This is a genomic window from Enterobacter cloacae complex sp. (genome assembly GCF_900322725.1).
Classification (GTDB): domain Bacteria; phylum Pseudomonadota; class Gammaproteobacteria; order Enterobacterales; family Enterobacteriaceae; genus Enterobacter; species Enterobacter quasihormaechei.
In genome coordinates this window covers 332,840-345,474 of the sequence record NZ_LT991957.1, presented here as the reverse complement: position 1 = coordinate 345,474, position 12,635 = coordinate 332,840, and the positions used below count along the sequence as shown (strand labels likewise).

General features: G+C 58.9%; 10 protein-coding genes. 4 read left to right on the top strand and 6 right to left on the bottom strand.

Going from position 1 to position 12,635, the window contains the following annotated elements; all coding sequences use genetic code 11:
- Positions 1-111: 111 nt before the first annotated feature.
- Entirely contained in the window at positions 112-651 is a 540-nt protein-coding gene (locus DBR02_RS01580; RefSeq protein WP_063450369.1) for a YfaZ family outer membrane protein, read from the top strand.
- Between the two features lie 94 nt (positions 652-745).
- Entirely contained in the window at positions 746-1,945 is a 1,200-nt protein-coding gene (locus DBR02_RS01575; protein WP_063868226.1) for a nicotinamide mononucleotide deamidase-related protein YfaY, read from the top strand.
- A 31-nt stretch (positions 1,946-1,976) separates the two neighbouring features.
- Here DBR02_RS01575 and glpC read toward each other — a convergent pair whose 3' ends face one another.
- Genes glpC through glpA form a run of 3 tightly spaced genes read right to left on the bottom strand, consistent with a single transcriptional unit; the run spans position 1,977 to position 5,999 of the window.
- Positions 1,977-3,167 (bottom strand): anaerobic glycerol-3-phosphate dehydrogenase subunit GlpC, encoded by a 1,191-nt coding sequence (gene glpC / locus DBR02_RS01570; RefSeq protein ID WP_107533413.1) that lies wholly within the window; start codon positions 3,165-3,167, stop codon positions 1,977-1,979.
- Positions 3,164-4,381: a glycerol-3-phosphate dehydrogenase subunit GlpB gene (gene glpB, locus DBR02_RS01565; RefSeq protein ID WP_107533412.1), complete on the bottom strand. Its 1,218-nt coding sequence runs from the start codon at positions 4,379-4,381 to the stop codon at positions 3,164-3,166. Before glpB ends, glpC begins: the two co-directional genes overlap by 4 nt.
- Positions 4,371-5,999 (bottom strand): anaerobic glycerol-3-phosphate dehydrogenase subunit A, encoded by a 1,629-nt coding sequence (gene glpA / locus DBR02_RS01560; RefSeq protein ID WP_107533411.1) that lies wholly within the window; start codon positions 5,997-5,999, stop codon positions 4,371-4,373. The genes glpB and glpA overlap by 11 nt, the downstream gene beginning before the upstream one ends.
- Before the next feature lie 250 nt (positions 6,000-6,249).
- On the opposite strand from glpA, the gene glpT reads away from it, so the two are divergent.
- A complete protein-coding gene (glpT, locus tag DBR02_RS01555; RefSeq protein ID WP_063868234.1) occupies positions 6,250-7,602 on the top strand; it encodes a glycerol-3-phosphate transporter in 1,353 nt (450 codons plus the stop codon).
- A gap of 11 nt (positions 7,603-7,613) precedes the next feature.
- Positions 7,614-8,675 carry a glycerophosphodiester phosphodiesterase gene (glpQ, locus tag DBR02_RS01550; protein ID WP_107533410.1) on the top strand — a complete coding sequence of 354 codons (1,062 nt, stop codon included), beginning with the start codon at positions 7,614-7,616 and terminating at the stop codon, positions 8,673-8,675.
- An 83-nt stretch (positions 8,676-8,758) separates the two neighbouring features.
- Here glpQ and yfaE read toward each other — a convergent pair whose 3' ends face one another.
- The 3 genes from yfaE to nrdA all read right to left on the bottom strand — a co-directional run bounded on the left by yfaE (position 8,759) and on the right by nrdA (position 12,510).
- Positions 8,759-9,013: a class I ribonucleotide reductase maintenance protein YfaE gene (gene yfaE / locus DBR02_RS01545; protein WP_063868240.1), complete on the bottom strand. Its 255-nt coding sequence runs from the start codon at positions 9,011-9,013 to the stop codon at positions 8,759-8,761.
- On the bottom strand, positions 9,013-10,143 hold the full coding sequence (nrdB, locus tag DBR02_RS01540) for a class Ia ribonucleoside-diphosphate reductase subunit beta (RefSeq protein ID WP_063868242.1): 1,131 nt from the start codon (positions 10,141-10,143) through the stop codon (positions 9,013-9,015). The genes yfaE and nrdB overlap by 1 nt, the downstream gene beginning before the upstream one ends.
- Before the next feature lie 81 nt (positions 10,144-10,224).
- Positions 10,225-12,510 carry a class 1a ribonucleoside-diphosphate reductase subunit alpha gene (gene nrdA, locus DBR02_RS01535; RefSeq protein ID WP_023300610.1) on the bottom strand — a complete coding sequence of 762 codons (2,286 nt, stop codon included), beginning with the start codon at positions 12,508-12,510 and terminating at the stop codon, positions 10,225-10,227.
- Positions 12,511-12,635: the final 125 nt, after the last annotated feature.

The following is a 12,635-nucleotide window of genomic DNA, read 5'->3' as shown; positions in this document are numbered from 1 at the left end:
CGTTACAAACTAATTGCCCGACGCACGCAGAGTCCATTGATCCCCCTGAAAGTCAGGTTAAAATCTCGCGGTTTTTGGACATCTCTGAATAAATTGTGCGGGATCACGACAATGAAAAAAGTGGCATTAATGGGCTTAGGCCTGATGTGTGTATCGGCGGCGGCCAACGCTATTTCCTTCAACGGCTCGGCGGGCGAGGACTATACCCACCTGGGCTTCGGTCTTGGCACGGACAGCGCAGGTCTGGCAATGACCGGCGGCTGGACGCATAACGACGACGACGGCGATGCGGCAAGCCTGGGCCTCGGCTTCAACGTTCCTCTCGGCCCGTTCCTGGCGACCGTTGGCGGTAAAGGGATCTACACCAACCCGAACGACGGTGACGAAGGTTACGCGGCGGCAGTGGGCGGCGGCTTGCAGTGGAAAATTGGCGACAGCTTTGGCCTGTTCGGTGAGTACTACTACTCTCCGGATTCCCTCTCCAGCGGTATCGACAGCTATCAGGAAGCTAACGCCGGCGCGCGCTGGACCATCATGCGTCCGATCACCATCGAAGCGGGCTATCGCTATCTGAACCTGGCCGGTAAAGACGGCAACCGCGACAACGCTCTGGCAGACGGCCCGTACGTTGGCGTTAGCGCAGGTTTCTGATCCTCTCGGCGCGGCGTTTTGTCGCGCCAGTTTCTCTCTTCCCCCGGTCTTCGATTGCGCTATAGTGTTTTGACCATTGAAATGGGAGAACACAATGATAAACGTGGAAATGTTATCCACTGGCGACGAAGTGCTGCATGGGCAAATCATTGATACCAATGCCGCCTGGCTCGCCGATCTCTTCTTTGAGCAAGGATTACCGTTAACGCGCCGCAACACCGTGGGTGACAATCTTGAGTCGCTGGTCAACGTTCTGCGCGAGCGCAGCGAACGCTGCGACGTGCTGATTGTGAACGGCGGGCTGGGACCGACCAGTGACGATCTCAGCGCGCTGGCTGCCGCCACCGCCAAAGGCGAAGGCCTGGTTCTCCACGACGCGTGGCTGACGCAGATGGAGCGTTTCTTCTCCGATCGTGGCCGCGTGATGGCCCCCAGCAACCGCAAGCAGGCCGAGATCCCCGCCAGCGCGGAGCTGATTGATAACCCGGTCGGCACCGCCTGCGGGTTTGCCGTTCAGCTGAACCGCTGCCTGATGTTCTTCACCCCGGGCGTGCCGTCGGAATTTAAGGTGATGGTCGAGCAGCAGATCCTGCCGCGCCTGCGCGACCGTTTTACCCTGCCGGAACCGCCGCTGTGCCTGCGTCTGACCACGTTTGGCCGCTCGGAGAGCGATCTGGCCCAGAGCCTCGATCATCTGCAATTGCCTCCCGGCGTGTCGATGGGCTATCGCTCCTCGATGCCGATTATTGAACTGAAGCTGACCGGACCGGCGTCTGAGAAAGCCGCCATGCTGGCGCTGTGGCCCGAAGTGCAGCGCGTCGCCGGGGAAAGCCTGATTTTCGAAGGCACGGAAGGGCTGCCGGCGCAGATCGCCCGCCATTTGCAGTCTCGTCAGCTGAGCGTGACGCTAAGCGAGCAGTTTACCGGCGGGCTGCTGGCGCTCCAGCTGACCCGGGCGGGTGCGCCGCTGCTGGCCAGCGAAGTGGTGCCGTTCCAGCAGGAGACGCTCGCGCAGACCGCGCGCTGGGCGTCCGAGCGCAGAGTGAAGCATTTCGCGGGGCTGGCGCTGTTCGTTGGCGGGCTGGATGAAGAGCATCTCAACTTCGCCCTGGCAACTCCGGAAGGAACGCACGCCCTGCGGGTGAAGATGAGTATTACCCGCCACAGTCTGGCCGTGCGTCAGGAGGTGTGCGCGATGATGGCCCTGAACATGCTGCGCCGCTGGCTGAACGGCAAAGAGGTCGCCAGCGAGCACGGCTGGATCAACGTCGTCGAGTCGCTGTTCGTGGAGTGAGAATCTGCCGGGGCGGTGGCCCCGGCAACGGTTACGCCAGCGCGTTTGCCAGCAGGGTAATAGGATGTTCGCAGCGTTTGCTGGTGGACATCTCAATCTGCCATTTACAGGTTTCACAGTCGGTCACGACGATATCCGCGCCGCTCTCTTCAATTTGCCGGAACAGCGGCGCGCCAATTGCCTGTGACGTTGGGTAGTTTTCGCGCTTAAAGCCGTAGGTGCCTGCGATGCCGCAGCAGCGTGAATCCAGCACCGTCAGCTCCAGCCCCGGGATCAGCCGCAGTAGCTCAAGCGTATAGAGCGACCAGCCCATCTTTTCCATATGACATGGCGTGTGATACACCACTTTCAGCGGCAATTTGCCCAGCGGCAACGTCTGCCCGCCGTCCAGTTTGCGCCAGAGAAAACGGGTCGCCAGCTCGATGTGCTCGCGCAGGCCGGTGTTATCCACATCCAGCAGATGCGGATATTCATCGCGCAAGGTGAAGGTACAGGTTGACGAGGTTGCCAGTACCGGTATGCCTTTGTCGACGATCGCTTCACGTAAAGCGGTGACGTTGCTTTTCGCCTGCCTGCGCGCTTTGTCAGTAAAACCGTTGGCAATCAGCGGAACGCCGCAGCACTTCTCTTTGCTCAGCAGCTGAACGCCCGTTCCCATGGCGTTCAGGACCTTCAGCAGGTCTTTCCCCAGCTGCGGATGGTTGTAGTTCACGTAGCAGCCGTGGAAGAAGGCGACCTGCTCGGCGAACCGCGCCTGTTCTGCCGCCACGGATTTATACCAGCGGCGGAAGGTGCCGTGAGAATATTTCGGCAGGCTGCGGTGATGGTCGATTTTGAGCGTTGCATCCAGCAGCCTGCGCACCGGCTTCAGGGCGGTGGCGGCATTGACGACCGGTGCGAAAGGCGTCGAGATGCTGCCCATCAGATCGGTATGGCTCAGTATCGCGTCACGCAGCGTCGGTTTCTGCGTGCTGTAGCGCGCGCGGGCGAGCTGGATGATATCGCCAATTTTCACGTCCGACGGGCAGGCAACTTCGCAGCGCTTGCAGTTGATACAGTATTTCAGCGCCTCGTCGTAAAGCGCTCCGTCCTTCAGGCGCAGACGTTCTCCGTCGGGACCGGCCTGCTTCGGGCCGGGATAGCGCGGATCGACGCCGCTGACCGGGCAAACCGTGGTACAAACCGTGCATTTGATGCAGTTTTCAAACCGGGTGTCGTTCATTGTGCTGCCTCCCTGCGCTGAATAATCTGCTCCGCAACGTGCAGCGCGGTGACGGCGCAGACGCCGCCGCCGCAGCCCTGCGCCACGGGATCGTACCCGCCCAGAACCGAGCCGATGGCGTACAGGTTTTCAACCGGTTGCCCGTCCAGCCGCGGGCGCAGCTGGGCGTCGACAATCACCCCGAACTGCTGCCAGGGCTGCGGAGTGAAAAAATCGCTCTGATACCAGTCCGCGCGGGAGGCGCTTTGCCGGACGTCCAGCCCGAGGATCGCCTCACGCACGCCCTCCCGACTGCTCAGCAGACCGTTACTGAAGAAGCTGCCGCTTGCCAGCACCGTATAGCGTGCGCGAAGCGGGATGTCGCCGTGGTTGCGGGTCCAGATTTCGCTTGCCGCGCCTTCTGCCAGGGTGATTTTTTTCACCTCGTCGCCCGCCATCCAGACGCCACCCTGGGCGACAAACTGACGCTGAAGCTGGGTATGCAGACGGATGCCGGGCACGGAAGGGGGGAGCGTCGGCAGTAAACCGAGCGTACAGGGCAGACGCGCCGAGAGCCAGCGCCAGAGCCGGTTATCCGTTAAGCCAAAGCAGGCGGGCATAAACAGGGCGTCGCAGGTCTCGCCGAGCGGTCGAAGCGCCGCGTACAGCTGCGGCCAGTAACGTTCATTATCCAGCAGGCGGGCAATGTTCACCGCCCGAAACTCGCTGGGGTTTTCGCGCAGCACGTCGAGTTCAGGGAGGTCAATCTCTGCGGTATCTGTCTGAACACCCTGCTGCCTGAGAGACGCGGCGGCCAGATGCGGCTGAAAGTCGAGGAATCCGCTGATCCCCACCACCAGCACGCGTTCCGCAGTGATGGGGGCGACAGGCACCTCTTCCGGGCTAAGCCAGGCGGCGCGCAGGGTGCCGAGCGGCGTGACGCGCTGATGGTTAAGCTCCGCGTCACCCTGCATGCGTGCGCCGCAGGTGGTGAGCAGATATTCGGTTTCACAGGCAAAGCGGGCCATATTCTCTGCGCCCGTCAGCCGGTAGGGATGTTCAGGCGGCAGATCTTCGAACGACGGCGCGCCCAGTAAATCCAGCGATCCGGAGGAGAAGTGCAGGGCGCTCTGACCACGAGTCACAATGGCGCAGCGCAGACCGCGCTGCGTCAGCTTAAGGCCGCACAGCAGGCCCGCCAGCCCGCCGCCGATAATCACGGTATCAAATTTCATGGGTGTGCTCCTTCTCCAGCCCGCAAAGCCCCTGATAGACCCAGCGGGTAAACTCGCTTTCGCGCAGGGCATCGCCCCAGGCGACGGGCTGAATGCCTTTCCAGCGCTCGTTTAAAAAATCGCTGAGCTGGGCAAGCGACTGGGTTGACGTGGTGGCGTGAAAACGTTGCAGCAGCCCGGCGGCACGGCAGGCGCACAGCTCCCCCTGACAGGTGCCCATCCCGACGCGCGTGCGGCGGCGTAAATCAAGCAGGCTGTTCACCGTCAGGTTTTCCACGGCATATTGCACCTCGCCTGCGGTCACGGCTTCGCATTCGCACACCAGGCTTCGGCTGAGTCGCCCTTCGCCAAGCCAGGTCGGAGTGCGGTCGCCGTGGCGGTAAATCGCCGAGCCGCGAAGCGGTGCGGGGAGCGAGATGATTTTATGCAGCGTTTTTTCTGTCGAGTGCTGCGAGCCGGGCAGGGCCCGCTCCGCCGTCACGCACGGCGTGGTATTGCCGAGCTTACGGCAGACGGCATCCGTGGCCCACTGCGCCATCAGCCGGTAGGTCATCAGCTTGCCGCCGGTAATGGTGATAAACCCGTCCATGCCGTCACGTTCGGCGTGATCGAGCAGCACGATGCCGCGGCTGACGTTACGCCCGCTCGGATCGTTATCGCTGGCGACGAGGGGACGCACGCCCGCGTAGGCACGCAGAATACGGGTCTGCGCCATCACCGGGGCCAGCTTTTCCCCTTCGCGCAACAGAATATCCACCTCTTCGGCGGTAACCCGGTTGACGTCAATGTCGCTGTAGTCAACGTGCGTTGACGTCGTACCGATGAGCGAAATGGTGTCACCCGGCACCAGAATGTCGGCATCGGACGGCTTGCGGCAGCGGTTGATGACGTGGTTATTGATGCGGTGATCGAGGATCAGCAGCGAACCTTTGGCCGGGAACATGCGGATGGATAAATCGGCGTATTCCGCGATGCGCTGGCCCCATATCCCCGCTGCGTTAACCACCACGGCGGCATACAGCTCGCGGTGTTCGTTGTACTGCGCATCAAACACGCGCACGCCGCGCACGGTATTGCCTTCACGAATAAGTCCGGTAACGTGGTGCCCGGTCAGGATATGCGCCCCGTGTTCCCGCGCGTCGAGCATATTGGCGGCGGTCAGGCGGAAGGGATCAACGGTTCCGTCAGGCACCTTCACCGCGCCAAGTAACGCCGGGTTCACCGAGGGTTCAATACGACGCGCCTGCGCCGGATCGATCGCCTCAGCCTGAATGCCTGCCGCCGTGCAGGCGGTAATAAAGGTTTGCTGAAAGTCGAAGTCGTCTTCGGGAAGGGTGATAAAAAGGCCGTTAGTGGGTTCAACGCAGTGGCGGGCGATGCGCCTGAGGATCTGGTTTTCAGCGATACATTCGCGCGCGGATTCAGGGTCAGTGACCGCATAGCGGGCGCCGCTGTGCAGCAGGCCGTGGTTACGCCCCGTCGCGCCGGTGGCGATATCGTGGCGTTCCAGAAGCGTGACGCTCAACCCCCGCAGGGCGCAGTCGCGTGCGATGCCGGCACCCGTCGCGCCACCGCCAATGATAATCACATCGCTTAAGCGTGGATCGTGAATTGTCATTGCCTTTCCTCTATGTTCGTTTTTTAGCATTTAGCCACATCAATCGTGTGGTTTGTTTGATTTCGAACATAAACGCGCGAAATTCGAAAGTGAAACGTGATTTCATGCGCTTTTTTGCGCATCCTGTCATATTTCTGTAACAATCTGTGCGTTGATTCACAGTAACATTCACCGTGATTTCTTAACATCGCCGCCTCTGTAGCCGGGCGCGAGATGCCCGGTCATTATTTGAAAGGCCACGGAGGCTGTTATGCTCAGTATCTTTAAACCTGCGCCACACCGGGCGCGACTGCCAGAGGCAGAGATCGATCCTCTCTACCGCCGTCTGCGTTGGCAAATCTTCCTCGGGATCTTCTTCGGGTATGCGGCGTACTATCTGGTACGTAAAAACTTTGCGCTCGCCATGCCGTATCTGGTGGAGCAGGGCTTCTCTCGCGGCGACCTGGGGTTCGCGCTGTCGGGGATCTCCATCGCGTACGGTTTTTCGAAATTCATTATGGGGTCAGTGTCGGATCGTTCGAATCCGCGCGTGTTCCTGCCTGCCGGGCTGATCCTCGCGGCAGCGGTCATGCTGTTCATGGGCTTCGTGCCATGGGCGACCTCCAGCATTGCCATCATGTTCGTGCTGCTGTTCCTCTGCGGCTGGTTCCAGGGGATGGGGTGGCCGCCGTGCGGACGCACCATGGTTCACTGGTGGTCACAGAAGGAGCGTGGTGGCATTGTGTCGGTCTGGAACTGCGCGCATAACGTCGGCGGCGGGCTTCCGCCGCTGCTGTTCCTGTTGGGGATGGCCTGGTTCAACGACTGGCACGCGGCGCTCTATATGCCAGCCTTTGGGGCGATCCTGGTGGCGATTATCGCCTTTGCGCTGATGCGCGACACGCCGCAGTCCTGCGGCTTGCCGCCAATCGAAGAGTACAAAAACGACTATCCGGATGATTACAGCGAGAAGCACGAAGAAGAGCTGACGGCAAAGCAGATCTTCATGAAGTACGTGCTGCCAAACAAGCTGCTGTGGTACATCGCGGTGGCGAACGTCTTCGTTTACCTGCTGCGCTACGGCATCCTCGACTGGTCCCCGACCTACCTGAAAGAGGTGAAGCACTTCGCGCTGGATAAATCCTCCTGGGCCTACTTCCTGTATGAGTACGCGGGCATTCCCGGCACGCTCATCTGCGGCTGGATGTCGGATAAAGTGTTCAAAGGTAACCGTGGCGCGACGGGCGTGTTCTTTATGACCCTGGTGACCATCGCGACGGTTGTTTACTGGCTGAACCCGCCGGGTAATCCATCAGTAGACATGGCCTGTATGATCGTTATCGGCTTCCTGATTTACGGTCCGGTGATGCTGATTGGCCTGCACGCGCTGGAGCTGGCGCCGAAGAAAGCGGCAGGCACGGCGGCGGGCTTTACCGGTCTGTTTGGCTACCTCGGCGGTTCAGTGGCGGCAAGTGCCATCGTCGGTTACACCGTCGACTTCTTCGGCTGGGACGGTGGCTTTATGGTGATGATTGGCGGCAGCGTGCTGGCGGTTCTGCTGTTGATCGTCGTGATGATCGGTGAAAAACGTCACCACGCTGAAGTGCTGGCGCGTCGTCAATAAGGAGCCTTGTCATGAAATTCACTCAACTTGCAGCCGGCCTGCTGCTGGCCGGTTTGATGACCGGCTCCGCGCTGGCGGCGGATAAAATCGTGATTGCCCATCGCGGCGCCAGCGGTTATCTGCCGGAGCATACGCTGCCGGCGAAGGCGATGGCCTATGCGCAGGGCGCGGATTATCTGGAGCAGGATTTGGTGATGACGAAGGACGATCGGCTGGTCGTTCTGCATGACCACTATCTTGACCGCGTCACGGACGTGGCGGAACGCTTCCCGGATCGCGCCCGTAAAGACGGTCGCTATTACGCCATCGACTTCACGCTGGCCGAGATCCGCTCGCTGACGTTTACCGAGGGCTTCGAGATTGAAAACGGCAAGAAGGTGCAGGTCTATCCGGGACGTTTCCCGATGGGCAAATCTGACTTCCGTATTCACACCTTCGAAGAGGAGATCGAGTTTGTTCAGGGGCTGAACCACTCGACCGGGAAAAACATCGGTATCTATCCGGAAATCAAAGCGCCGTGGTTCCACCATCAGGAAGGAAAAGACATTGCCGCTACGACGCTGGAGGTGCTGAAAAAGTACGGCTACACCAGCAAGCAGGATAAGGTTTTCCTGCAATGTTTCGATGCCGCGGAGCTGAAGCGCATCAAAACCGAGCTGGAGCCGAAGATGGGGATGGATCTCAATCTGGTGCAGCTGATTGCCTATACCGACTGGAACGAAACCCAGGAAAAACAGCCGGACGGGAAGTGGGTGAACTACAACTACGACTGGATGTTTAAGCCGGGCGCGATGAAGCAGATTGCGCAGTACGCCGACGGCATTGGGCCGGATTACCACATGCTGGTGGCGGAAGGCTCAACGCCGGGTCACGTGAAGCTGACGGGGATGGTGAAAGAGGCGCACGCGAGCAACATGCAGGTGCATCCGTATACCGTGCGTGCAGACCAGCTGCCGGACTATGCGACGGACGTGAATCAGCTTTACGACGTGCTGTATAACCAGGCGGACGTGGACGGGCTGTTTACGGATTTCCCGGATAAAGCGGTGAGTTTTTTGAAGGATAAACGCTGAAATTGCCGGGTGGCGGCTTCGCCTTACCCGGCCTACGAACTGCGGTTTTGTAGGTCGGGTAAGCGTAGCGCCACCCGACACTGTTACATCTCGATCTCTATATCGCCTTTTGCCCGGCAGCAGCAGGGCAAAATTTCCCCTTCACTGATAAAGGCCAGCGGTTCGGTCAGCCAGTCCACCTGGCCTGCGACCAGACGGCAGCGGCAGGAGCCGCAATAGCCTTCACGACACTGGTACTCTACCTCTACCTGATGCGCTTCCAGCGCCACCAGCAGGGAAGGGTGCTCTTCCTGGCACAGCACCTCTGTACCCGAAAGGCGTAGCGTTACGCGGGTCATCAGAGCTGGAAATCGCTCAGATCGTCGGTGTTGACTTCAGAGTCAATCTGACCGACCAGATACGAACTCACTTCCACTTCCTGCGGCGCCACCTGCACGTTATCGGACACCAGCCAGGTGTTGATCCACGGGATCGGGTTAGAGCGCGTCTGGAACGGCAGATCGAGGCCAACCGCCTGCATGCGGATGTTGGTGATGTACTCAACGTACTGGCAGAGAATATCTTTGTTCAGGCCAATCATGGAGCCGTCGCGGAACAGGTAGTCTGCCCACTCTTTCTCCTGCTGGGCGGCCTGCACGAACAGGTCGTAGCACTCCTGTTTGCACTCTTCCGCAATTTCCGCCATCTCCGGATCGTCCGTTCCGCTGCGCAGCAGGTTCAGCATATGCTGGGTGCCGGTCAGGTGAAGGGCTTCATCACGGGCGATCAGACGGATAATTTTGGCGTTGCCTTCCATCAGCTTGCGCTCGGCAAAGGCGAAGGAGCAGGCGAAGCTCACGTAGAAGCGGATTGCTTCCAGCGCGTTGACGCTCATCAGGCACAGATAGAGCTGTTTTTTCAGCGCCCGCAGGTTCACGGTGACGGTTTTGCCGTTCACGGTGTGCGTGCCTTCGCCCAGCAGATGCCAGTAGCTGGTCATCTCGATCAGCTCATCGTAGTAGTGCGCAATGCCTTCGGCGCGCTTCTGGATCTGCTCGTTGGTAACGATATCGTCAAACACCACCGCCGGATCGTTCACGATGTTGCGGATAATGTGGGTATAAGAGCGGGAGTGGATCGTTTCAGAAAACGCCCAGGTTTCTACCCAGGTTTCCAGCTCAGGAATCGAGATCAGCGGCAGCAGCGCCACGTTCGGACTACGACCCTGAATGGAGTCCAGCAGCGTCTGGTACTTCAGGTTGCTGAGGAAGATGTGCTTTTCGTGTTCCGGCAGCGCCTGGAAATCGATACGGTCGCGGGAAACGTCAACTTCTTCCGGACGCCAGAAGAAGGAGAGTTGCTTTTCAATCAGCTTTTCGAAGATGTCATATTTTTGCTGATCGTAGCGTGCCACGTTGACCGGCTGGCCGAAGAACATCGGCTCTTTGAGCTGGTCGTTTTTCGTCTGTGAAAAGGTGGTATATGCCATGAGTGTGTCCTGTGAGAGATTTTGTCAATCGGGCAAACAAAATCGTAGGCCGGGTAAGCGGAGCGCCACCCGGCATTTACATTAGATCTTACATGCGCCGCTTTCGCAGCCGTCGTCCTGAATTGACGGGGCCAGGTCGTCCTGTGCGTCTTCCGCACCGTCACGGGTGTTGTGATAGTACAGGGTCTTCACGCCAAATTTGTAGGCGGTGAGCAGGTCTTTCAGCAGTTGCTGCATCGGAACCTTGCCTGACGGGAAGCGCGTTGGGTCGTAGTTAGTATTGGCAGAGATCGACTGGTCGATAAACTTCTGCATGATACCCACCAGTTGCAGGTAGCCGTCGTTGTTTGGCATTTCCCACAGCAGTTCGTAGTTGTTGCCCAGCGTTTCGTAGTCCGGCACCACCTGACGCAGCACGCCATCTTTCGACGCTTTGATGCTGACGTGGCCGCGCGGTGGCTCAATACCGTTGGTGGCGTTGGAGATCTGCGAAGAGGTCTCGGACGGCATCAGGGCAGAGAGCGTGGAGTTACGCAGGCCGTGCGTTTTAATGGACTCGCGCAGGCCTTCCCAGTCGAGGTGCAGCGGCTCGCTGACGATCGCATCCAGGTCTTTTTTGTAGGTGTCGATCGGCAGAATGCCTTTCGCGTAGGTGGTTTCGTTGAACCACGGGCACGCGCCTTGCTCTTTCGCCAGCTCGTTGGAGGCTTTCATCAGGTAGTACTGAATCGCTTCGAACGTCTGGTGGGTCAGGTTGTTGGCGCTGCCGTCGGAGTAACGCTTGCCGTTTTTCGCCAGCCAGTAGGCGAAGTTGATCACGCCGATACCCAGGGTACGACGGCCCATTGCGCCGCGTTTTGCCGCCGGGATTGGATAATCCTGGTAGTCCAGCAGGGCGTCGAGCGCGCGAACTGCCAGCACGGCCAGCTCTTCCAGCTCGTCCAGGCTCTTAATCGCACCCAGGTTGAACGCGGAGAGCGTACACAGGGCGATTTCGCCGTTTTCGTCGTTCACATCGTCCAGCGGTTTGGTCGGCAGGGCGATCTCCAGACACAGGTTAGACTGGCGCACTGGCGCAACGACCGGGTCGAACGGGCTGTGGGTGTTGCAGTGGTCAACGTTCTGAATGTAGATACGACCGGTAGAGGCACGTTCCTGCATCATCAGGGAGAACAGGTCTACCGCCTTCACGCGCTGCTTGCGAATGCTGTCGTCTTTTTCGTATTTGGTGTACAGACGCTCGAACTCGTCCTGATCGGCGAAGAACGCGTCGTACAGGCCCGGGACGTCGGACGGGCTGAACAGGGTGATGTCTTCACCTTTCAGCAGACGGGTGTACATCAGCTTGTTGATCTGCACGCCGTAGTCCATGTGACGCACGCGGTTGCCTTCAACGCCGCGGTTGTTCTTCAGAACCAGCAGGCTTTCCACTTCCAGGTGCCACATTGGGTAGAACAGGGTTGCTGCACCCCCGCGCACGCCGCCCTGAGAGCAGGATTTTACTGCCGTCTGGAAGTGCTTGTAGAACGGAATACAGCCGGTGTGGAACGCTTCGCCGCCGCGGATCGGGCTGCCCAGCGCGCGGATACGGCCAGCGTTAATGCCGATACCGGCACGCTGGGAAACGTATTTTACGATGGCGCTGGAGGTGGCGTTGATGGAATCCAGGCTATCACCACACTCGATCAGAACGCAGGAGCTGAACTGACGGGTAGGGGTGCGCACGCCAGACATGATTGGCGTAGGCAGAGAAATTTTGAACGTTGATACCGCATCGTAGAAACGCTTCACGTAATCCAGACGGGTTTCACGCGGGTAATTCGAGAACAGGCAGGCGGCCACCAGAATATAGAGGAACTGGGCGCTTTCGTAGATCTCACCGGTCACACGGTTCTGAACCAGGTATTTACCTTCGAGCTGCTTCACCGCCGCGTAGGAGAAGTTCATGTCGCGCCAGTGATCGATAAACCCGTTCATCTGCTCGAACTCTTCTTCCGTATAGTCTTCCAGCAGATGCGTGTCGTATTTGCCCAGCTCAACCATTTTCACCACGTGATCGTAAAGCTTCGGCGGCTCGAACTGGCCGTAGGCTTTTTTACGCAGGTGGAAAATCGCCAGACGCGCAGCGAGGTACTGATAATCCGGTGCGTCGCGGGAGATCAGATCCGCCGCTGCTTTGATAATGGTTTCGTGGATATCAGACGTTTTGATGCCGTCGTAGAACTGAATGTGAGAACGCAGTTCAACCTGGGAGATAGATACGTTGTTCAGTCCTTCTGCTGCCCAGTCGAGAACTCGATGGATTTTGTCCAGATTGATACGCTCGGTGGTACCGTCGCGCTTTGTCACCAGCAGACTCTGATTCATGTGGGTTTTTACCTGTCCGTGAAATAAAAAATATCCCCCGCTTATCCACAGATCCGTCTTGTGACTAACTCTGTGGATAAATACTACATATAGGGGTTTTGCGATAAGAATAACGCTATATGGTG